The sequence below is a fragment of the Cupriavidus sp. 05L310 genome, from assembly GCF_056398185.1.
Genome location: NZ_JBFTOX010000025.1, coordinates 14,305 through 36,745 on the forward strand (window position 1 = coordinate 14,305; position 22,441 = coordinate 36,745).

Here is a 22,441-nt window from a genome sequence, read left to right on the forward strand (position 1 = left end):
GCCCGGCGCGACAAACGGAAACAAGACAAGCGGGAACAAGAAAACGGCCCGTAATCACGGGCCGCCTTTCAGTCTTCTTTTGCGCGAGTGGAGTTCGCTTCTTTAATCAGCTTGGACATCTCGATCGCCTGTTCCACCGAGGTATCGTGGAAAAAGCGCAGCGTCGGCACCGTATGGATATGCAGCCGCTTGTAGAGCAGCGAATGCAGGTAGCCGGACTTTTCGTTGAGGATACCTTCCACTTCCGCGGCGTCGGCCGCCAGCACGGTGAAGTACACCTTGGCGTGCGCGTAGTCGGGGGTCAGCGTGACCGACTGCAGTGTGACGAGCCCCAGGCGGGGATCGCGCAGCTCACGCTGGATCATCTCGGCCAGGTCGCGCTGGATCTGGTCGGAAATCCGGAGATTACGGGAGGAGATACTGCCTTTCTTGGCCATTCAATACGCTTCTGTCGAGAAGGGCAGCGGCGGGCCAGTTGGCCCGCCGCCCGCAACACGCCTTACAGCGTGCGCGCCACCTCGGTGATTTCATACACTTCGAGCTGGTCGCCTTCCTGAACGTCGTTGAAGTTCTTGATCGACAAACCGCACTCGAAGCCTTGCTTGACTTCCTTGACGTCGTCCTTGAAGCGCTTGAGCGAATCGAGCTCGCCGGTATGGATGACCACGTTGTTACGCAGCACCCGCACCAGGGCGGTACGCTTGACCATGCCATCGGTGACCATACAGCCAGCCACCGCACCGATCTTCGGCACACGGAATACCTGGCGCACCTCGACCGTACCCAGCGTGACTTCGCGCTTTTCCGGAGCCAGCATGCCCGACATTGCCGCCTTGATCTCGTCTACCGCATCGTAAATGATGTTGTAGTAGCGGATATCGATGCCGTTGTTCTCGGCCAGCTTGCGCGCGCCAGCATCGGCACGCACGTTGAAGCCGATGATGACCGCCTTCGAGGCCGTGGCCAGGTTGACGTCCGACTCCGAGATGCCGCCCACGCCACCGTGCACGATCTGCACGCGCACTTCTTCGGTCGACAGCTTCTGCAGCGATTGCACCAGCGCTTCCTGCGAACCCTGAACGTCGGCCTTGACGATCAACGGCAGCGTCTGCACTTCGCCTTCGCTCATCTGCTCCAGCATGGTTTCGAGCTTGGCCGCCTGCTGCTTGGCCAGCTTGACGTCGCGGTACTTGCCTTGGCGGAACAGCGCGATTTCGCGCGCCTTGCGCTCGTCCGGCAGGACCAGGACTTCTTCACCGGCGGCCGGCACTTCGGACAGGCCCTGGATCTCGACCGGAATCGAGGGACCCGCTTCCTTGGTCGGCTTGCCGGTTTCGTCCAGCATGGCACGGACACGGCCGTATGCGCTGCCAGCCAGCACCACGTCGCCACGCTTGAGCGTGCCGCTGGTGACCAGAATGGTCGCGATCGGGCCCTTGCCCTTGTCCAGCTGGGCTTCCACCACCAGACCCTTGGCCGGGGCATCCACCGGAGCGCGCAGTTCCAGCACTTCGGCCTGCAGCAGCACTTGCTCCAGCAGATCGTCGATGCCCGCGCCGGTCTTGGCGGATACCGGAACGAACGGCGAATCACCGCCGTACTCTTCCGGCAGCACCTGCTCGGCCACCAGTTCCTGCTTGACGCGGTCCGGGTTGGCTTCAGGCTTGTCGATCTTGTTGATCGCCACAACGATGGGCACGCCCGCCGCCTTGGCGTGGGCGATAGCTTCCTTCGTCTGCGGCATCACGCCGTCGTCGGCCGCCACCACCAGGATCACGATGTCGGTTGCCTTGGCGCCACGGGCACGCATGGCCGTGAAGGCCTCGTGACCCGGGGTGTCCAGGAAGGTGATCACGCCGCGTTCGGTTTCCACATGGTAGGCACCGATGTGCTGCGTAATACCGCCAGCTTCGCCCGCCGCCACCTTGGCACGACGGATGTAGTCCAGCAGCGAGGTCTTGCCGTGGTCGACGTGACCCATCACGGTCACCACCGGCGGACGCGGCAGCTGCTCGGCGTCGGTGTGGTCTTCGCCACCCACCACCAGCAGCGCTTCCGGATCGTCCAGCTTGGCGGCAAACGCCTTATGGCCCATTTCTTCCACCACGATCATGGCGGTTTCCTGGTCCAGCACCTGGTTGATGGTCACCATCTGGCCGAGCTTCATCATCTGCTTGATGACCTCGGATGCCTTGACGGCCATCTTGTGGGCGAGATCCGCCACCGAGATGGTTTCCGGCACGTGCACTTCGCGCACCACCGGCTCCGTCGGCGCCTGGAAATTGGTGCCGCGATCATCCTGCTGGTGACGGTTGCCACGACCGCGCGGACCGCCGCGCCAGCCGCCAACGCCACCCGACGAATCGCCGCGAGTCTTCAGGCCGCTGCCCTTCTTCTTCGAGCCTTCGTCCTGCCAGGTCGAGGACGTACCAGCCTTCACTACCTTGCCGGTCTTCTTGTCGACGGTGGTGGTGGCGGTGGTCGTCGTCGTTGCGGGCTTCTTGTCGTCTTTCTTGACTTCGGTGCCCGGTGCCTTGACCGGCTTGTGCAGGGTACCGGTCTGCTCGGCCTTTTTCTCTTCGGCCTTGCGTTCCGACGGCGCCTTGAGCACGCGCGCCGGCGCATTCAGCATCTGCTGAATGGCTCGCGCCTCGGCTTCGGCGGCCTCGCGGCGCTTGCGCGCTGCGTCCTGCTCTGCACGCGCCTTATCGGCAGCCTGCTTGGCATCGTCGGCGGCCTTCTGCGCGGCAGCGCGCTCGGCGGCCAGACGGACCTTTTCGTCCTCGGCCTTCTTGCGCGAGTCGTCGTCTTCCGGCGCCTTGGCGGTAGCGGCGGCGCGCAGGGCAGCGGCTTCCTCTTCCGCCTTGCGGGCGGCGAGCTCAGCCTGGCGGCGTTCTTCCGCCTCCAGTGCTTCCTGCTTGGCACGGCGCTCGGCTTCCTCGCGTTCAGCCGCCTCCTGGCGTGCCTTCGACTCGGCTTCCTGGCGTGCCAGCAACTCGGCCTGCTGACGATCTTCCTCTTCCTGGCGCGCCTGCTCGGCCGCATCGACCTGCAGGTCGGCCACGTCGTGGCCATCGGCGCCCTCGGGCGAAGCCTCGTCGCGCTTGATCAGGACGCGCTTCTTGCGCACCTCGACCTGCACCGTGCGAGTCTTGCCGGTGGAATCAGCCTGGCGGATCTCGGAAGTCTCACGCTTGGTCAGCGTGATCTTCTTGCGCGCGCTGTCATCGGCCGCCCCGTGCGAACGCTTGAGGTAATCCAGCAACTTGGTCTTGTCGGATTCGGTGATGATGTCGTCAGGCGTCACCTTGCCCACCCCAGCTGCCTGCAATTGTTCCAGCAGGGCAGCTGCGCTGCGGCTCAGTTCTGCGGCCAGTTGGGCAACTGTTGTGCTTGCCATTCAAACCCTTTCAATGCTCGGTTTATACGTCGGGACAGTCGTGTGCGGAATGCGCGCTCAGGTAGCCTGAAAAAGCGTTACGTGAGCGTGTCCCTCAGTTAAACCAATGTTCCCGTGCTTTCATGATCAGCGCGCGGGCGTCTTCCTCGCCGAGACCAACCATGTCGACAAGTTCGTCGACGGCCAGCTCGGCCAGTTCGTCACGCGTATGGATATTGCCTTCAGCCAGCTTGCCGATCAGTTCCGGGGTCAGGCCGTCGAGCGAACGCAGATCCTGCGACACCTCTTCCACCTTTTCTTCCCGGGCCAGTTCCATCGTCAAGAGCGCATCGCGTGCGCGGTTGCGCAGCTCGTTGACGGTATCTTCATCGAAGGCGTCAATCTCCAACATCTCGCTGATGGGCACATAGGCCACTTCTTCCAGCGTGGAGAAACCTTCGTCGATCAAGATGTCAGCCACTTCTTCGTCCACGTCCAGCTTGGCCATGAACAACTTGCGCACCACGTCGCTTTCCTCGGCCTGCTTCTGCGCCGATTCTTCCTGCGTCATGATGTTGATCTGCCAGCCGGTCAGCTCGGACGCCAGGCGTACGTTCTGACCGCTGCGGCCGATGGCGACAGCGAGGTTTTCCTCGTCCACCACCACGTCCATGCTGTGCTTTTCCTCGTCGACAACAATCGACTGTACCTGTGCCGGCGCCAGCGCGCCAATCACGAACTGCGCTGGGTCTTCCGACCACAGCACGATGTCGACCGCTTCGCCGCCGATTTCGTTACGGACCGCGGTCACCCGCGTGCCGCGCACGCCAACGCACGTCCCGATCGGGTCGATGCGCTTGTCATGCGCCACCACGGCGATCTTGGCGCGTACGCCAGGGTCACGGGCAGCCGCCTTGATCTCCAGCAGGCCCTGCTCCATCTCCGGCACTTCATTCTCGAAGAGCTTGATCAGGAACTCGGGCGCGGTACGCGACAGCTCGATTTGCGGGCCGCGTGCGGTGCGATCCACATTCAGGATATAAGCGCGCACACGGTCGCCGGTGCGCAGATTTTCCTTCGGAATGATCTGGTCGCGGGCCAGCAGCGCTTCCACGCGGCCGGACTCGACGATCAGGCCCTTCTTGTCGGCACGCTTGACCGTACCGGTCATGACCTTTTCGCCACGATCGAGGTAATCGTTGAGGATCTGCTCGCGCTCGGCGTCGCGGATCTTCTGCAGGATCACCTGCTTGGCGGCTTGCGCACCGATACGGCCGAACTCGACCGATTCGATCTGCTCTTCGATGAAGTCATCCAGCTCGATGTCCGCATTCTGCTCGCGTGCCTCGAACATGAGGATCTGCTTGTCCGGCTCCTGCAGGCCCTGTTCATCGGGGACCACAAGCCAGCGACGAAACGTCTCGTGCTCACCGGACTCGCGATCGATGGCGACGCGAATGTCCACGTCTTCCTCGAAGCGCTTCTTGGTTGCCGAAGCGAGTGCCGCTTCCAGCGCACCGAATACCACATCCTTGTCGACGTTCTTCTCACGCGCAAGCGCATCGACGAGCAACAGAACTTCGCGGCTCATTGCTTGTTCCCTTTTTTCTGATTTCCTTTGAAGTCGATCACCGGCACCAGGCGTGCGCGATCGACATCGGATATGGCGAATTCCAGCAGTGCCGTGCCATTCTGGCCTTCGAACTCGAGGCCGACCTGCTCCGCCCCCGGCTCGCCGGTGGGCGTCTGCAGGATGCCGACGAAATTCTTCTGGCCATTGACCGGCAGGCGCAGCGTGACCCTGGCTTCCTGACCCGCGAAGCGGACGTAGTCAGCCAGTTTCTTCAGCGGCCGGTCCAGCCCCGGCGAGGACACTTCGAGGCGCTCGTAGTCGATATTCTCGACGGTCAGCACGTGGGTAAGCTGGCGGCTTACCTTCTCGCAGTCCTCAATGACGATGCCGGTTTCAGGCTGATCGATATAGACGCGCATGAGTCCGCCCGGAGCGCGCTCGAGCTCAACCAGCTCGTACCCCATGCCGTTAAGGGTGGTTTCGATCAAATCTGCCAGATGCACTGTATTCCCGAATAATGGCCATCAATACCGTGGCAGACCCAGCCCACCGGCACGGCCGCCTTTGTTGGCGGCTTGCAGCCTGCTTGCCTGCCAGCCATCCCGACCGGCGCGCCGTGAAACACGGCAAGCACACGAAACGGGCGAAGCAAAAAAAAATGGGCGCAATGCCCATCATTCGCCCACCCTTTTACAGGATGACTTTTGAATAGACTTGGATTATACGCTGTCGCGATGCAAAAGGCAAAGGCACCAGGACTTGGCTTGCCAGGGGCGCGGCCCGGGCCGCGCTTTTCCTTGCGTGGCCGGCCCCGCGCGCACTGCCTTCCCTCGCTTTAGCGATTGCCGTCGCGGCCACCGCCGCCGCGAGGACGGCGATTGCCACTGGGCTTGCCAGCCTGCGGCATCACATTGCCGTTGGCTTCACCACCGCCGCGACGCTGGGAACGGCCTTGGCCGCCACCCATGCCACCCATACCGCCCATACCACCCATCGGGCCCATGGGTCCGTTCGTGCCTCGGCTGCCCCGGCCACCGCCGCGCCCCGGACCACTAGGACCACGCGGGGAACCCGCCGCGCCACCGCCAAACTTCGTGGTATGCGAGGTGAGCAGCGTCGGGCCGCCGATATAACCCATCGAGGTCTGCATCGGATCTGGCTGACCCCGGCCTGCGCCACTACCGCGCGGGCCATTGTTCCTGTTGACGCGCGGCAGGCCATCCATGCCGGTCGGCATCGGCATGCCGGCAATGGCTGCCTCGGTGCGCTGCTGGCGACCACCCACCTTGGTGCCACCTCTGGGGCCGCCATCACCCTTGCCGGGCGCCTTCAGGCCGATGGACGCCATCAGCGCGCGCACGTCATCCGCGGCGAGTTCCTGCCAGCGGCCGCGCTTAAGGCCGCGGGGCAGCAGGAACTGACCGTACCGGGTGCGAATCAGGCGCGACACGGTCAGGCCGACGGCCTCGAACATGCGGCGCACTTCGCGATTGCGGCCTTCGGTCAGCGCGACGTGATACCAGTGGTTGATGCCCTCGCCACCGCCGTCGGCGATGCGCAGGAAATTGGCTTCACCATCGTCAAGCTTGATGCCATGCAGCAGGCGCTGGCGATCCGCCTCCGCCAGCTCGCCCAGCGTGCGGACCGCATACTCGCGCTCCACGCCGTAGCGCGGATGCATGAACTTGTTGGCGATATCGCCCGAGGAGGTAAAGATCAGCAGCCCTTCGGTGTTGAAGTCCAGGCGGCCCACGGCCACCCATTTCCCTGCCTTGATGCGCGGCAGGCTGTCGAACACGGTCGGACGGCCTTCCGGATCCGACTGGCTGACGATCTCGCCCGCCGGCTTGTGGTAAAGCAGCACGCGCGGCGGCTTGGTCGACACACGGCGATGGATCAGCTTGCCGTTGACGCGGACCTGATCGGCCGGCAGGATGCGTTGTCCAATATGGGCCGGCAGGCCATTGACAGAAACGCGCCCCTGCAGGATCAGCTCCTCCATCTCGCGGCGCGAACCCAGGCCGCCCTCGGCGAGCACTTTGTGCAGCTTGGGCGCATCGTCATCGGCCGAGAGCTCGCGCACCGGCTTTACCTTGGCACGCACACCGCTGGTATCTTCCTGGTCGTACTGGCCGGAGATGACGAAACGAAACAGGTCTTCGCCACCTGCGGCTGCAGCCGCGGGGGCCTTCTCGGGCACGCCCGGAGCCTGGCGCTGCGTGCCGCCCCTGCCTTTGTTTCCTTTGCTTGCCTGGCGCGGGCCACCCTGCTGCCCCTCGGCACTGCCGCGCCTGGCCGCGCCCTGCGGCTGCTGGCCTTGCTGCGGCTTGCGCTTGCGCGCGCCGTTGGAGTTGGCGCGGGCACCGTCGCGCTGGCGCTCTCCAGCGGCTTCGCCGCCGGTTTCGCTCGCACCTTCGGCAGTGTCGCCGCCGAACGCGCGGCGGCCTCGCGGCGCCGGGCGTTCGCCCTGCTGCTCGCCGGCCTGCACGGACTCGCCTTCGGCGGGCTTGCGCTTGCCGCGCGTACGCCCCTTTCTCACGCCATCGCCACGCGCGGATTGCGCGTCCGGTGCGGCTCCCGCGTCCGGACCGCCAGCGAAGGCAAGTGCATCGCCTTCCGCGGCACGCCCGCCATCGCGGTCCTGCGTGGCCTGGCGGCGCGTGGCCACCAGATTGCGCAGGCCACGGCGCAGGCCCTTGCGGCGCGGCGCGCCTTCGGCGCCATTGCCGGCATCGCCGGCCGGCGTATCCGCCTGGCGGACGTCTTGATCAACAGAATCGGACAAGGTATTCACATTCGGATGTTGCATGGTGTTCAGTTGGACACGCGCTCGTCGTGCTCGCTGGGGTGCGCCGGATTCGTCTTGGACGCCCCCGGGACTTCGGACTCCTGCTCGCCGGAGGCCACTTGCTCGTGGTAACCGTTGGCGGGTGCTTCCGTTTGCTCATTTGCTTCGCCGTCGTCGACGGCATCCTCCACGGCTGTGCCGTCAAGCCGCGCCCCCATGGGCTCGGCGGACACCAGTTCGCTCTCCGGCCCATCATCCGGCTCGGACACCGCGGGTACTTCAGCCTCGGGCACGGCTTGCGCTTGCACCGAGGCTTCCTTCTTTTCAAATGCTTCCACCAGTTCGGCGATGCCATCCGTGGCACCGGCATCGAGGACACCGGGGACGGAGCGGGTCAATTCGCCAGCATTGGACACATCGGCGACGGCAGCGCCAGCGCCGCCCGCAGGCTCCTCGCCGGCCTCCGCAAACGCTTCTTCGTCGCTTCCGGCCGGCAAAGCGGGCACAGTGCCCAGGGCCTCGAAATCTATGGGCTCCTGGTTCAGCAGCGCGGCTTGCGTCTGCGCCTGGACATCCTCCAGCGGCGGCAACTCATCTAGCGTACGCAGGCCAAGGTCATCAAGGAAGTTCTTGGTGGTAGCGTACAAGGCCGGCCGGCCCGGTACGTCGCGGTAGCCGATCACCTCGATCCAGCTACGGTCCTCGAGCTTCTTCACGACTTCGGTGCTCACCGCAACACCGCGGATTTCCTCGATATCGCCCCGGGTGACCGGCTGCCGGTAGGCGATGATCGCCAGCGTCTCCATGACCGCGCGGGAATATTTCGGCGGCTTTTCAGGATTCAGCCGGTCCAGGTATTCGCGCATGACGGGGCGGCTCTGAAAGCGCCAGCCGCTGGCCAGCGCCACGAGTTCCACGCCGCGCTGCTCCCAGTCGCGGCGCAACTCTTCCAGCAGCACCCGAATGGTGTCGGCACCGACGTCGTCGGCAAAAAGCCGGCGCAAGTCATTGACGCGCAAGGGTTCCTGCGCACAAATCAGCGCGGTCTCGAGGACGATCTTCGCCTCTTGGGTATTCATGTGATTGCGTGCAGCCTGTCTTTGCACCTGCGCCCCGGACAAACCCGGACGCACTGGAGATTGCGGGTTCAGCGGTTGGAATTGCCACCGCCATCTGACCGCGCAGCCAACCACAATGCTTGATGCATGCAGTCGTGCGCTTTCTTTTTTGCATCGGGTGCCGGACCTGCCCGGCAGGAGATCGCCCGGCCACCGGCTTTACCTGCCGGTCGACGGAGCCCTTGCGTCGCGCCTTCCCCCTGATGTGGCGGACCTGTCCGGCACGACGTCCGTCGCTCCGGGTGCAAGAAAAATACGGATATCGGGCCTGCTTGGCCTATTTCACCCCGCCCTGCCGTGGCTGGTCTTTTGAACCAAATAATCTTTTGAACCGGACGGCGGATTGGGAACGGTCCCTGGCGGTAATACGTGCTGGAGGGTTCCTGGCATGCATCCCCGAGTGCGAATGCTACCTGACGATGCCACGATGAAATACGCTGCGCGATATCGCTGTTCTTGCGATTGTATGGCATTCCCTGGCAAACCTGCAACCGATTCACACAGGCATCTGCCCGACAAAGTGCGCAATGCGCCATGAAGCGGCGTATCAGAAGACCAGACAGAAGCCGTGCGCGGCCAGCGTCTCTGGCAAAAGCAGCGCGCGCGCCACCCCGACGACACCAAAGGCAGCCACTGCCAAACCGGCAAGGGTACGTACCGCCGGGCGGCGCGACCACTGCCTGAGGTAGCCGGACAGGCCCGAGATAACCAACAGGTTTGGCAAAGTGCCCAGTCCGAACACGGCCATCACCAGCGCACCCGAAGGGGCGTTCCCGGCCAGCAGCGCCATCGCCAGGGCGCCATAGACCATGCCGCATGGTACCAGCCCCCAGGCCAGCCCCATGCCGTAGCGGCGCAGCAGCCGCCCCTGTGGCAGGCCCAAGGGCGCCAGGCGCACGCCCACGGCGGCAAGAAAACGGAGCAAACCGCCAGCGCCGCGCGCGGCAAACCGCTCCAGCCAGCCAGCCCCCACGGCGCGCCCACGCAACATCCATAATCCCGACATCACCAGCATCATGCTGCCGATTCCGAACAGCCAGCGCTGCAGCGGCAAGTACTGGGCCTTCCACACACCGGCGCCCAGGGTACCCAGCAAGGCGCCCAACAGCGCATACATGCTCAGCCGCCCGGCATGCATCACCAGGAGTTCGAGCAGCCAGTGGCCTGGCCGGCGCAGGATGGTGGCCGGCACACGGGCCGTGCCGCCTTGCTCGGCCGCAAGCGCAATGCCGCCACACATGGCCGCGCAATGCACACCACCTAGCAAAGCCAGGGTAAAAACGCTGAAGAGCACGCCTACGGTCAACTTCTCCTCCCAATCACATCGCCTGGCGCGGTAAAATGCGCCCTACGCGCCCCCGCGACTCCAAGAGGCGCTATCAACATGAAGCCCAGCGCCCGCGCACATCCGCGCAATCGCAAATCATGACGACGGGCACGGCAGGCGGCGCCACGCAGATGGCAGGCCCCGCCAGACCCGCGCCAGGCTAATGTGGATAGCGCTTCCAACCGACAGCTCTCAACGTCAAGCTTTCAACTCAATGCGCCTGCCACACGCGCTTGAGTGATTGCGCTAAACCGACAGGCCCCAATTGCTAACATCCATTCCCATTACCGAGATGTCGCCCCGCTGCTCCACTTGCTCGCTGGGACAGCTCTGCCTGCCCGTCGGCATGTCGCAGCAGGACCTCGAAAAAATGGATTCGCTGGTGCAGGAGCGCGTGCGCGTACGCAAGGGCGAGACCCTGTACCGCCTCGGCGATCCGCTCACCGCCGTCTATGCGATCCGCTTCGGCACGCTCAAAACCCACCTGACGATGGAAGATGGCCGCTCGCAGATCACGGGCTTCCACCTCCCCGGCGAAGTCGTCGGGCTCGACGGCCTTGGCGAAATGCAGCACGCGTCCGACGCCACCGCCCTTGAGGATACCGAAGTTTGCGTGGTGCGCTTCGGCGACCTCCAGTCGCTGTCCGGTGCGCTCCCGTCGTTGCAACATCAGTTCATGCGGCTGATGAGCAAGGAAATCTCGCAGGACCAGGTGATGCTGATCACGCTGGGCTCGATGCGCGCCGAAGAGCGGCTTGCCGCCTTCCTGATCAACCTTTCGGAGCGCCTTTCCGCGCGCGGCTATTCGGCCTCCGAGTTCGTGCTGCGCATGAGCCGCGAGGAGATCGGCAGCTACCTCGGGCTCAAGCTCGAAACCGTCAGCCGCCTGTTCTCCCGTTTTGCGGAAGCCGGGCTGATCCAGATCCGCCAGCGGCACGTCAAGCTGGTCGACATGACAGGCATCAAGCAGATCATCAACAAGTCCTGCTAGTCCGGCAGGCATCGACCGGCCGCGCGGAGTTTCCCGGCTCCCGCGGCATTGGCAGCCGCCTTGCCTTCCTTGCGTGGTGCCAATACCACGTCGCGCCGGCCTGGTCACGACACTCCTGCTCCGCCGCCCCCTGCCCCGCGGCGCGAAGACGCGCATCGCGCTCACTCCAGTTCGTCTGTCTCCGCCAGCCGCGTGGGCATGGTGTAAAGCGTCAGGCCGCTCGACAACGAACAAAGCACCCACGCGACCAGGAAGCCCACGGTGTAAACCGCCTCCCGCGACGCCTCGACCGGCTGTCCGAAGAAGCGCAGATCGCCGGGATCGACCATCGAAAACACCAGGGCGGTCGTCAGCCCGGCTACCAGGAAGCCGGGCCATAGCACCCACATCAGCCAGCGCAGTCTCATGGTCACCTCGCCTGCGCCGTGGCCGGCTCAGCCTGCCGCCCGATACCCGTCTTCTCGACCACCAACCCGTGCCGCGATACGCCATCGACAACGGGCGGGTCCGGGTGCGTCATGGCCAGCCAGATCGTGACCCCGCAGGCCACCATCGCCAGCAAGGGCCCGCTCATCAGCAGCCATGGCCAGGGTTCCTTCCACCAGGGATTGCTTTGCTGCATCATCAGGCCTCCTCTAGATTTCTCGGTTCAAAGATTGCGCGGTACGATGAAGCTGGTGCCCTGGCTGATTTCCGCACCGCCCCCACTGTCATCTCCTGTCGCAGTGACCGTCACCTGGATCTTGTGGGTGCCCTGGCCAGCGGCTTCGATCGGCACGCGCACGCGAATCGGAATCAGGCGGTTTGAGGTGGGCTCGAGATTGCCGGCAGCGTGATCGTATTCCACGGCCAGGCCCTTCAGGTCATCACTGTCCGCGCGAATGGCCACATGCATCGGCGCCTCGGTCGTGTTGATCAGTTGCAGGCGATACACGTTCTCGATCCAGCGTCCCTCCACTTCCCTGCCCAGCGCGCCGCGGTCGCGGATGATATCGACCTTGATCGGTGTGCGCATGGCCAGCGACACCGTGAAGCCGGCAACCAGGGCCAGCCAGATCACGGAGTACACCACCGTGCGCGGCCGGAACAGACGCTTGCGCGCCTCCGCCTCGGGCAGCACGCTGCGCATGGCGTTCTCCGAGGTGTAGCGGATCAGCCCGCGCGGATACGCCATCTTGTCCATGACTTGGTTGCAGGCGTCGATGCAGGCGCCGCAACCGATGCAGTCGTACTGCAGGCCGTCGCGAATATCGATGCCGGTGGGGCAGACCTGCACGCAGATGCTGCAGTTCACGCAATCGCCCATGCCGGCGGCCTGGTGGTCCACCTTGCGCGAGCGGCTGCCGCGCGGCTCGCCGCGGCCCACGTCATACGTCACCACATACGTGTCGCGATCGACCATCACGCTCTGGAAGCGTGCATAAGGACACATGTACTTGCACACCTGCTCGCGCATGAAGCCGGCGTTGCCCCAGGTGGCGAAGGCGTAGAACAGCATCCAGAACGTTTGCCACGGCCCCAGCGACAGGCTGAGCACGTGGCCGCCCAACTCGCGAATGGGCGAAAAGTACCCGACGAAGGTAAAGCCGGTCCATAGCGCGATCACGATCCAGAGCGTGTGCTTGGTGGCCTTGAGCCGCAGCTTGCGCGCGCTCCACGGATCGCCATCCAGGCGGATGCGGGCAAAGCGATCGCCTTCCACATGCCGCTCGATCCACATGAAGATTTCTGTGTACACCGTCTGCGGACAGGCATAGCCGCAGAACAGGCGACCCGCGATCGCCGTGAACAGGAACAGCGAGAGCGCGGAAATCACCAGCAGCACGGACAGGTAGATCACATCCTGCGGCCAGAGCACCAAGCCGAAGATGTAGAACTTGCGCGCGCCGAGATCGAACAGCATGGCCTGGCGGCCGTTCCATTGCAGCCAGGGCATGCCATAGAAGAACAGCTGGGTCAGGACCACCATCCAGACCCGCCAGCTCGAAAACGCCCCTGTGACTGAGCGCGGATAGATCTTGCGGCGGACTTCGTACAGGGTTTCATCCGAGGTTTCCCCATCCCCCGTGGCGGATGCGGGCTCCCGCAGAGGCCCCCAGGCGGCTCCGTGCTTTCTCAGCGGTTCCGGTTCCGGGGCATTCATGGGCGATCACCCCCAGCGGCACGCAGGCTCCACATGCTGGCGTCGCCGTTCATTGCCCGCTCCCCGCGGGGGCTGCCCCATTGTTCGACAGTCCCCAGACATAGGCCGTCAGCATGCGGATGCGCTCCGGCGTCAGGATTTCCTCGTGTGCCGGCATGTGGTTGTTGTGACCCTTCAGGATGGCGTCGACGATGTTTGCCTCCGAACTGCCGTACAGCCAGACCTTGTCCGACAGGTTGGGCGCACCGAGCGCCTGGTTACCCTTGCCGGAAGAGCCATGGCAGGCCGCGCACGTGGACTTGAATGTGCTTTCGCCACGCGAGGCGCGAATCGGATCGGAAGACAAGCCTGACAGCGAACGAACGTATTGCGCCACGTCGCCGGCCAGTTTGCCGTCGATGGTCGAAGCGAATGACGGCATCACGCCGTTGCGCCCCTTGGTAATGGTCTGGGTGATGGTCGCGGGATCGCCGCCATACAGCCAGTCGTTGTCGGTCAGGTTGGGAAAGCCGCGGCTGCCGCGCGCGTCGGAGCCATGGCATTGCGCGCAGTAGTTGAGAAACAGGCGCTGCCCGATCTCGCGCGCAGCCGGATCCGCGGCCACCTGCTTGACGTCCATCTGCATGTACTTGCCATAGACATCGCTCTGCACCTGCTCAGCCGCCTTGCGATGTGCCTCCAGTTCGACCCGGCTGGATGTCTTGAGCACGCCGGCGTAGGAACCCAGTCCCGGGTACAGCACCAGGTAGACCAGCCCGAAGAGGCAAGCCAGCAGGAACATCCACATCCACCAGCGTGGCAGCGGATTGTTCAGCTCGCGCAGGTCGCCGTCCCACACGTGGCCAGTGTCTTCGGTAGCGCCGGCCACCTTGACCACCTTGCGCTGGGAGAACAGCAGCCATATGCACCAGACGATGCCTACCAGCGCAATGGCGGCGATGTAGTAACTCCAGAAATCCGTGAAGAAGTCGCTCATGACTCAGTGTTCCTGCTTGGTGTTGTTTGCTCCGCCGGCACGATGGCGGCCGTCGTGGTTCGCGGCCAGCGGCTCGTCGGGCAGCGCGAATGGCAGCATGGCCGACTCCTGGTTGGCTGCCTTGCGGCCGGACGACCAGGCCCACCAGCAGATCGCGAGAAACGCCACCATCGAGATCACGGTGGAAAACGCAGTGATCATTGCCATGGCTTACTCCTTGGCCGGCGCGGCTGCGGGCTGAACCGCGGCTGCGGTGTCCACACGCACATTGCGCTTGCTGATGCCAAGCTCCTGCAGGTAGGCGACCATCGCGTCCTCTTCGGTCTTGCCTGCCAGCGTGGCGGGCGCCTGTTCGATCTCGGCGTCGGTATAGGGCACACCCAGCCGCCTCAGCGCACGCATGCGGTCGCGGATATCGTTGGCCTGCAGCGGAGCCTTCTCGAGCCACGGGTAGGACGGCATCACCGACTCGGGCACCACGTCGCGCGGATTGCGCAGGTGGATGCGCTGCCAGTCATCGGAATAGCGGCCGCCCACGCGCGCCAGGTCGGGACCAGTACGCTTGGAGCCCCACAGGAAGGGATGGTCATAGACCGATTCGCCGGCCGTCGAGTAGTGGCCATAGCGTTCGACATCGCCCTGCAGCGTACGCACCTGCTGCGAATGGCAGCCCACGCAACCCTCGCGGATATAGATATCGCGGCCCATCAGGCGCAGCGGCGAATACGGCTTGATCCCCGCATCGGGCTCCGTTGTGGAGTGCTGGAAGAACAGCGGCACAATCTGGACTAGCCCGGCGATACTGACCACCAGGATGGTGCAGATGATCAGCCAGCCGATGTTCTTCTCCAGGGTCTCGTGCGTAAAGAAGCTTCGTTTTTCAGACATCGTTTCTATCCTGGAATGATCAATGGGCGGAGGCACCAACGCTGGTCGGGATCGGCGCATCCACCGCGGGCTTGCCGATGATGGTTCGCGCCACGTTGTAGGCCATCAGCAACATGCCGGACAGGAAACACAGGCCACCCAGCAAGCGGATCAGGTAGAACGGGTACTTGGCCTTGACCGCTTCCACGAAGGCATAGGTGAGCGTGCCGTCGGGCTGCGTGGCCCGCCACATCAAGCCTTCCATCACGCCTGCGATCCACATCGAGGCGATATACAGGACCACGCCGATGGTGGCGATCCAGAAGTGCAGTTCGATCAGCCGCACGCTGTACATCTCCTTCTCGCCAAACAGACGCGGGATCAGGTAATAGAGCGAGCCGATCGAAATCATCGCGACCCAGCCCAGCGCACCGGAGTGCACGTGGCCGATGGTCCAGTCCGTGTAGTGCGACAGCGCGTTGACAGTCTTGATCGACATCATCGAGCCCTCGAAGGTCGCCATGCCGTAGAAGGACAGCGCCACCACCAGGAACTTGAGGATGGGATCGGTGCGCAGCTTGTGCCAGGCACCCGACAAGGTCATGATGCCGTTGATCATGCCGCCCCAAGAAGGCGCCAGCAGGATCAGCGAGAACACCATGCCGAGCGACTGCGCCCAGTCGGGCAGCGCGGTGTACTGCAGGTGGTGGGGGCCGGCCCACATATAGGTGAAGTTCAGCGCCCAGAAGTGAACGATCGACAGGCGGTAGGAGTAGATCGGGCGGCCGGCCTGCTTGGGAATGAAGTAATACATCATGCCCAGGAAGCTGGTGGTCAGGAAAAAGCCCACCGCGTTATGGCCGTACCACCACTGCACCATGGCGTCCTGCACGCCGGCATAGGCCGAGTAGGACTTCCACATCGTCACAGGCATCTCGACGTTGTTGACGATGTGCAATATGGCGATGGTCAGGATGTAAGCGCCGAAGAACCAGTTGGCCACGTAGATATGGCGGGTCTTGCGCTTCATGATGGTGCCGAAGAACACGATGGCGTAAGCCACCCAGACCAGCGTGATCAGGATGTCGATCGGCCATTCGAGTTCGGCGTATTCCTTCGAGCTGGTGAAGCCCATCGGCAGCGTGATGGCCGCGGCAACGATCACCAGTTGCCAGCCCCAGAACGTGAACGCGGCCAGCGGGCCGCAGAACAGCCGTGCCTGGCAGGTACGCTGCACGATGTAGTAGGAGGTGGCAAACAGCGCGCTGCCGCCAAACGCGAAAATGACGGCATTGGTATGCAGCGGACGCAGGCGCCCGAAGGACAGCCATGGCGTGTTGAAGTTAAGCTCCGGCCAGATCAGCTGTGCTGCGAGCAGCACGCCGACGGCCATACCGACGATCCCCCAGACTACCGTCATGACGGCAAATTGCCGCACGACGCCGTAATTGAAGGTGTCGGCGCGAGAATACGCGGCGGTGACAGCCATTCAGACCCCCAGATTGGATAAATATGAATTGATGTTGTGACTGTAGGAAAACCGCGCTCCGGGCGTCTTGATCTGTATCAAGCGCACGGGAAAGCATGGGAACTAAGGCGCAACGGCGTCTCGCATCCGCACGCATGCGCGTCGCGCGTGGGCGAGGACAGCCATTCTTGCCGCGGCAAGCGGCGGCGAAAAAGGGGGATCTCCATGCGGGGCGGAGCGCGGCCGCGATGGATCAGGGCTTGTCGTTATCGAGCAGGATGGCCTCGCCGGGCCGGTCGAGGTCGTCATATTGCCCGGCATGCAGCGCCCACCAAAGCGCGCCGGCGATCACGGCCACCAGCACCAGGCTCATCGGCACCAGCAGGTAGAGCATGTCCATGTGTCAGTCTCCGGGCTTGCCCGAGCGCAGCAGGCGCCAGGCGTTGGCCACCACCAGCAGCGACGACACCGACATGCCGATGCCCGCCATCCAGGCGGTGACATAGCCGGTCGCAGCCAGCGGGATGGCGATCACGTTGTAGGCAAAGGCCCAGCCGAGATTCTGGCGCACCACGCGGCGGGTGCGGCGAGCCATCTCCAGCGCGTTCGCGATCTCGGCCACACGGCCATGGGTCAGCACGGCATCGGCGCCGGCCTGCGCCAGCGGGGCGCCGCTGCCGATGGCGATCGAAACCTGCGCCTGCGCCAGTACCGGCGCATCGTTGATGCCGTCGCCCACCGCCAGCACAACCGCACCGGCACGCTGCAGGTTCGCCACATACTCGCGCTTGCCTTCGGGCGTGACGCCGCCCTCGCGGCGCGCGATCTGGAAATGATCGGCCCACCAGCCGACCGTGGCCGGCGTGTCGCCTGACACCAGGTGGCAGGTCACGCCGAGCGCACGCAATGCAGCAAGCAATCGCGCCGACTGCGCGCGTTCAATGTCGGCGAGCACGAACACAGCCTGCGCGCCCTTCGCACTACCCAGCCACACCAGGGTGGCGCCGCTGCGCTCGCTGGCTGCCAGCGCGGTGGAGATACCTTCACGGTCCGTGCTTGCGCTCGTGCCCAGCGCGGTAACAAACTCGCGCCGGCCCAAGCGGTAACGCTGCCCGTCCACTTCAGCCTCCAGGCCCTGCCCCGGTACATTGCGCATGGCACTGACGGCGTGCGCGCCGCAGGCGAGTCCCTGAGCCTGCGCTGCCTCGACGATGCCCCGCGCGATGGGATGCTCGCCGGAACGTTCCATGGCCGCGGCCAGTTGCAGGCTGGCATCGGCGCTGGCGTCGCCCAGGGCCAGGATTTCGGTCAGCGCGAAACGGCCTTCCGTGAGCGTGCCCGTCTTGTCGAGCATCACGTCGGTAACGGCAGCGAGCGTTTCCAGCGCGTGACCGCGCGTCAGCAGCAGCCCGCGGCGCGAAAGCGCCGCCCCGGCGGCGGCCAGCGCGGCGGGCGTGGCCAGCGAGAGCGCGCACGGGCAGCTGACCACCAGCACCGCCACCGTCACCAGCAGCGCGCGCGACGGGTCGATCCAGGCCCACCAGACCGCCCCGGCAAGGGCGGCAAGCACCAGCAATATGCCGACGAACCATCCGGCAACACGGTCGGCCACTGTGGCCAGGCGCGGCTTCTCCGCCAGCGCGCGGTCCAGTACGGCGACGATCTCGGCCAGCCGGGTCGCCGCGCCTACCTTCGACACGCGCAGCTCAAGCGGACTGGTGGTATTGAAGCAACCCGCCAATACCGGATCGCCGATACCACGCGGCACCGGACGGCTCTCGCCGGTCAGCATGGATTCGTCCAGCTCACTGGCGCCAGCAACAACGGTCGCATCGGCCGGAACCACCTCGCCAGCCTTGACGCGGATCAGGTCACCTGCGCGCAAGCGCGCCACCGGCACCCGCTCGCCCGCCCCGCCTTCGGCCCGCAGGCGTTCGCAGGTGGCAGGCAACTGCCGTGCGAGCATCTCGGCGCCGCTGCGCGATGCCTGGCGCACGCGCAGTTCCAGGTATCGCGCCAGCAGCAGGAATGCGACGAACATGGTGACCGAGTCGAAGTAGACCTCGCCAGTGCCGCGCAGCGTGGCCACCGTACTGGCAAGGAAGCCCGCGCCGACGCCGATCGCCACGGGCACGTCCATGCCCAGATGGCGCTGCCTCAGGCTGCGCCATGCCCCGGCGAAGATTGGCGAAGCCGAGTACAGCACCACGGGCAAGGTCAGCACCAGGCTGGCCCAGCGCATCAACTGCAACTGGCCGGGATCGATGGTGGCTTCATGGGTGTAGATAGGCCATGCGTACATCATCACCTGCATCATGCCCAGCATGGCTACCGCCATGCGCATCAGCAGGCCACGGCGTGCGTGGCGATCCTGCCGGTCGGAGCGTGAGACCTCGAACGGCCACGCCAGGTAGCCGATGCCGGCCAGTGCCGCGAGCAAGGCGGAAACCGGCTGCTCGGCGGCGCGCCAGCGCACCACCACGCGGCGGGTCGCCACATTGGCAATCACCGATTCCACGCCAGGCAGGCTGCCGAGGTGCTGCTCGATCAGCCAGGCACAGGCCGCGCAACGGATGTTCTCCGGCGCCAGCGTGATCTCGGCACGGCGTTCGTCGAGCGGGCGCACGAACTGCGTCCGCAATTCCTCGGTGTCGTAGGCGGCCCACACGGGCTCGGCCTCGCGCCGCGCCGCCTCGTCGATGGGGCGGGCAAAACGGGCTTGGTCGCCATAAAGATGCCCGAACCCGGCGGCGTGCAGGGTCTGCGCCAAGGCCTGGCAGCCGCCGCAGCAGAAGGATTGGTCCTTGCCGTCGATGCTGGCACGCAGGGAGGGCTCGGCGGCTGAAAGCGGCTGTCCACAGTGAAAGCAGCCTTCCTGCACGACGGCCGTCGGCGCGCCGCTTGCGCGTGCAAGCGGCGAATTGGGCAGATCGGGCAGGGAATAAGCAGGAGAAGGCGGCATCGGGGCTCTTTTTTACCAACTGCATGGTAAGAGCCCAGGCTGCAAGCCGCCTTGATACAGATCAAGCGTGCGGTGGGATGGCCGCCTCAGGTCAGCGAGGTGTCGACAGTACGGCGCGGCGCTTCGAGATATTCGCGCGACTGCATCTCGATAATGCGCGAGACCGTGCGGCTGAACTCATTGGCCATCTGACCTTCCGTATAAAGCTCATCGGCAGGCACTTCCGCGGAGATCAGCAGCTTTACCTTGTGATCATAGAAGACGTCGATCAGCCAGGTGAAACGCCGTGCTTCCGAGGACATGCGCGGCGTCATCTTCGGCACATCGGAGAGAATCACCGTGTGGAACTCGGTGGCCAGTTCGAGATAGTCGTTCTGCGAGCGCGGGCCGCCGCACAGCGTATTGAAATCGAACCAGACCGCCCCGCCCGCCTTGCGCAGCGCACGCAGTTCGCGATGCTCGATATGCAGGATGGGCGACTCGTCGGCCACACCGGCAATGCTGGTGAATGCGTGACGCAGCGCCGAACTGGCTTCGGGCCCCAGCGGCGTGTGATAGGCATCGACCTGTTCCAGCGCACGCTTGCGATAGTCGATGCCGGCATCCACGTTGAGCACATCGAGCTTCTGTTGCAGCAGTGCGATTGCCGGCAGCACACGGTCACGGTGCAGCCCGTCCGGATACAGCAGGTCGGGCCGGTAGTTGGAGGTCATCACGAACTGCACGCCGTTCTCGAACAGCTGCTGCAGCAGGCGGTGCAGGATCATCGCGTCGGCCACATCGCTGACGTGGAATTCGTCGAAGCAGATCAGGCGGAAACGCCGTGCAATCCGCTTGGCCAGTTCGTCCAGCGGGTCCGGGCGGCCACGCAGCTCTTCCAACTGGCGGTGGACCTCGCGCATGAATTCGTGGAAGTGCAGCCGCGTCTTGCGCACCACCGGCACGCAGGTATAGAAGCTGTCCATCAGGAAGGACTTGCCGCGCCCCACCCCACCCCACAGGTAGACGCCCTTGGGCACGTCCGGGTGCACCAGCAGCTTCTTCAGCGTGCTGTTGCGCCGGCTCTTGTACGCCACCCACTCGTCGTAGCACTGCTGCAGCCGGTCGACGGCGCGCAGCTGCGCCTCGTCGGAGGTGTAGCCACGTTGCTTCAGTTCCTGCTCGTAGTACTCACGGACGTTCATGCTGACTGCTTGCGCTGGATGCCGGGAGGCTCCGGCTTGAATGAGGATCGGGACGCCTGACAAGGCAAATAGCCCCTGTCGCCCCGAAAGCGAAAACGGCGCGCCGCTGGAGCGGCGCGCCGGTACTCAACAATACGAAGGCTTGTGCCTTACATATTGAGCTGGCGCTTGTCCACGGCGAGTGCGGCTTCGCGCATGACTTCCGACATCGACGGATGCGGATGGCAGGTGCGGCCGATATCTTCGCTGGCGGCCTTGAACTCCATCGCCACCACGGCTTCGGCGATCAGGTCCGACGCGTTCGCGGCAACCACATGCACGCCCAGGATCTCATCGGTCTTGGCATCGGCCAGCATTTTGACGAAGCCATCCGAATGACCCATGCCCAGCGCACGGCCGTTGGCCATGAACGGGAACTGGCCGGACTTGTACTCGCGGCCCTCGGCCTTGAGCTGCTGCTCGGTCTTGCCCACCCATGCGATTTCCGGGAAGGTGTAGATCACCCACGGAATGCAGTTGTAGTCGATGTGCGGCTTCTGGCCGGCGATGCGCTCGGCAACCGCCACGCCTTCGTCCTCGGCCTTGTGCGCGAGCATCGGGCCACGCACCACGTCACCGATGGCCCACAGGCCCGGCACCTTGGTGGCGCAGTGGTCGTCCACCTCGATAAAGCCGCGCTGGTCGGCAGCCAGGCCGATGGCGTCCAAACCGAGGTTATCGGTGTTGGGCACGCGGCCGACCGACACGATCAGGCGATCGACTTCCAGCGTCTGAGCAGCGCCGTCCTTGTCGGTGTAGCTGACAGTGACGTTGTCCTTGCCGGTCTTGACTTCCTTGACCGTCACGCCCAGGCTGAACTTCAGGCCCTGCTTGATCAGCAGCTTCTGCGCTTCCTTCGCCACGCCTTCGTCGGCGGCGCCCAGGAAGGCCGGCAGCGCTTCCAGCACGGTGACTTCGGCACCCAGGCGGCGCCATACCGAACCCAGCTCGAGGCCGATCACGCCGGCACCGATCACACCCAGCTTCTTCGGCACGCCGGAGAACTTGAGCGCGCCTTCGTTATCGCTGACCAGCACGTTGTCCACCGCGACGCCCGGCAGGTGACGCGCCTTGGAGCCCGTGGCGATGATGACCTGCTTGGCCGTCACGACTTCGGCGCCGGCCTTGCCGGCGATCTCGACCTGGAAGCCCTCGGCGGTCTTGCCGACGAACTTGCCGTAGCCCTTGAGCAGCGTGACCTTGTTCTTGCGGAACAGGAACTCGATGCCCTTGGTCATCTTGCCGACGATATCGTCCTTGCGCTTGAGCATCTTGGCCACGTCGACCTTGACGTCGCCAACCGTGATGCCGTGGTCGCCCAGGTGATGCTGCACGTTCTCGAATTCTTCCGAGGAGGCCAGCATTGCCTTGGAGGGGATGCAACCCACGTTCAGGCAGGTGCCTCCCAGGCGCGGTTCGTCCTTGGGATCGTCGTAGGCATTGCCTTCGCAGCAGGCCACGTTCAGGCCCAGCTGGCCGGCACGGATGGCGGCGATGTAGCCGCCGGGGCCGGCACCGATGACCAGCACGTCGAATTGTTTGCTCATGGAGATTCCTTTTGCAGCCCGGGCCGGGGCAACATCGCCCGCCAGGCCGCCTTCAACTCTTCGGTCCGTCATGCCCGCC

General features: G+C 64.6%; 19 protein-coding genes. 1 reads left to right on the plus strand and 18 read right to left on the minus strand.

The window, feature by feature from the left end; translation table 11 throughout:
• Window positions 1-68 precede the first annotated feature (68 nt).
• The 7 genes from rbfA to AC1DS6_RS18925 form a co-directional block, all read right to left on the minus strand.
• Window positions 69-437, minus strand: a complete 369-nt coding sequence (gene rbfA / locus AC1DS6_RS18895) for a 30S ribosome-binding factor RbfA (RefSeq protein WP_035867871.1) — start codon at window positions 435-437, stop codon at window positions 69-71.
• Between the two features lie 62 nt (window positions 438-499).
• A complete protein-coding gene (gene infB / locus AC1DS6_RS18900; RefSeq protein ID WP_035867869.1) occupies window positions 500-3,400 on the minus strand; it encodes a translation initiation factor IF-2 in 2,901 nt (966 codons plus the stop codon).
• 94 nt (window positions 3,401-3,494) lie between these two features.
• Window positions 3,495-4,970: a transcription termination factor NusA gene (nusA, locus tag AC1DS6_RS18905; protein WP_477102916.1), complete on the minus strand. Its 1,476-nt coding sequence runs from the start codon at window positions 4,968-4,970 to the stop codon at window positions 3,495-3,497.
• Complete coding sequence (rimP, locus tag AC1DS6_RS18910) at window positions 4,967-5,455, minus strand: ribosome maturation factor RimP (RefSeq protein WP_035867865.1); 489 nt, start codon at window positions 5,453-5,455, stop codon at window positions 4,967-4,969. Before rimP ends, nusA begins: the two co-directional genes overlap by 4 nt.
• 332 nt (window positions 5,456-5,787) lie before the next feature.
• Window positions 5,788-7,761: a 23S rRNA pseudouridine(2605) synthase RluB gene (rluB, locus tag AC1DS6_RS18915; protein WP_477102917.1), complete on the minus strand. Its 1,974-nt coding sequence runs from the start codon at window positions 7,759-7,761 to the stop codon at window positions 5,788-5,790.
• 5 nt (window positions 7,762-7,766) lie between these two features.
• Entirely contained in the window at window positions 7,767-8,819 is a 1,053-nt protein-coding gene (gene scpB, locus AC1DS6_RS18920) for an SMC-Scp complex subunit ScpB (protein WP_477102918.1), read from the minus strand.
• A gap of 586 nt (window positions 8,820-9,405) precedes the next feature.
• Window positions 9,406-10,164 carry a sulfite exporter TauE/SafE family protein gene (locus tag AC1DS6_RS18925; protein ID WP_441632181.1) on the minus strand — a complete coding sequence of 253 codons (759 nt, stop codon included), beginning with the start codon at window positions 10,162-10,164 and terminating at the stop codon, window positions 9,406-9,408.
• 286 nt (window positions 10,165-10,450) lie between these two features.
• Here AC1DS6_RS18925 and fnr point away from each other — a divergent pair, with 286 nt between their 5' ends.
• Window positions 10,451-11,176 carry a fumarate/nitrate reduction transcriptional regulator Fnr gene (gene fnr, locus AC1DS6_RS18930; RefSeq protein WP_035867856.1) on the plus strand — a complete coding sequence of 242 codons (726 nt, stop codon included), beginning with the start codon at window positions 10,451-10,453 and terminating at the stop codon, window positions 11,174-11,176.
• 161 nt (window positions 11,177-11,337) lie between these two features.
• On the opposite strand, the gene AC1DS6_RS18935 is transcribed toward fnr, so the two are convergent.
• The 11 genes from AC1DS6_RS18935 to lpdA all read right to left on the minus strand — a co-directional run bounded on the left by AC1DS6_RS18935 (window position 11,338) and on the right by lpdA (window position 22,362).
• Window positions 11,338-11,583: a hypothetical protein gene (locus AC1DS6_RS18935; RefSeq protein ID WP_441632179.1), complete on the minus strand. Its 246-nt coding sequence runs from the start codon at window positions 11,581-11,583 to the stop codon at window positions 11,338-11,340.
• A 2-nt stretch (window positions 11,584-11,585) separates the two neighbouring features.
• Window positions 11,586-11,801 (minus strand): FixH family protein, encoded by a 216-nt coding sequence (locus AC1DS6_RS18940; RefSeq protein ID WP_081862235.1) that lies wholly within the window; start codon window positions 11,799-11,801, stop codon window positions 11,586-11,588.
• A gap of 24 nt (window positions 11,802-11,825) precedes the next feature.
• The gene (ccoG, locus tag AC1DS6_RS18945) at window positions 11,826-13,319 is read right to left on the minus strand and encodes a cytochrome c oxidase accessory protein CcoG (RefSeq protein ID WP_477102919.1); all 1,494 of its coding nucleotides are present in this window, start codon (window positions 13,317-13,319) and stop codon (window positions 11,826-11,828) included.
• Window positions 13,320-13,368: 49 nt separating this feature from the next.
• The gene (ccoP, locus tag AC1DS6_RS18950) at window positions 13,369-14,295 is read right to left on the minus strand and encodes a cytochrome-c oxidase, cbb3-type subunit III (protein WP_045239399.1); all 927 of its coding nucleotides are present in this window, start codon (window positions 14,293-14,295) and stop codon (window positions 13,369-13,371) included.
• 3 nt (window positions 14,296-14,298) lie between these two features.
• On the minus strand, window positions 14,299-14,502 hold the full coding sequence (locus AC1DS6_RS18955) for a cbb3-type cytochrome oxidase subunit 3 (RefSeq protein WP_035867847.1): 204 nt from the start codon (window positions 14,500-14,502) through the stop codon (window positions 14,299-14,301).
• A 3-nt stretch (window positions 14,503-14,505) separates the two neighbouring features.
• The gene (gene ccoO / locus AC1DS6_RS18960) at window positions 14,506-15,183 is read right to left on the minus strand and encodes a cytochrome-c oxidase, cbb3-type subunit II (RefSeq protein WP_441632174.1); all 678 of its coding nucleotides are present in this window, start codon (window positions 15,181-15,183) and stop codon (window positions 14,506-14,508) included.
• A 19-nt stretch (window positions 15,184-15,202) separates the two neighbouring features.
• Window positions 15,203-16,651, minus strand: coding sequence for a cytochrome-c oxidase, cbb3-type subunit I (gene ccoN, locus AC1DS6_RS18965; RefSeq protein ID WP_035867843.1), 1,449 nt, complete (start codon window positions 16,649-16,651; stop codon window positions 15,203-15,205).
• A 232-nt stretch (window positions 16,652-16,883) separates the two neighbouring features.
• Window positions 16,884-17,030, minus strand: a complete 147-nt coding sequence (gene ccoS, locus AC1DS6_RS18970; RefSeq protein WP_006162067.1) for a cbb3-type cytochrome oxidase assembly protein CcoS — start codon at window positions 17,028-17,030, stop codon at window positions 16,884-16,886.
• A gap of 3 nt (window positions 17,031-17,033) precedes the next feature.
• Window positions 17,034-19,592 carry a heavy metal translocating P-type ATPase gene (locus AC1DS6_RS18975; protein ID WP_477102920.1) on the minus strand — a complete coding sequence of 853 codons (2,559 nt, stop codon included), beginning with the start codon at window positions 19,590-19,592 and terminating at the stop codon, window positions 17,034-17,036.
• A gap of 86 nt (window positions 19,593-19,678) precedes the next feature.
• Window positions 19,679-20,776 (minus strand): cell division protein ZapE, encoded by a 1,098-nt coding sequence (gene zapE / locus AC1DS6_RS18980; RefSeq protein WP_441632170.1) that lies wholly within the window; start codon window positions 20,774-20,776, stop codon window positions 19,679-19,681.
• A gap of 149 nt (window positions 20,777-20,925) precedes the next feature.
• The gene (lpdA, locus tag AC1DS6_RS18985; RefSeq protein WP_477102921.1) at window positions 20,926-22,362 is read right to left on the minus strand and encodes a dihydrolipoyl dehydrogenase; all 1,437 of its coding nucleotides are present in this window, start codon (window positions 22,360-22,362) and stop codon (window positions 20,926-20,928) included.
• Window positions 22,363-22,441: the final 79 nt, after the last annotated feature.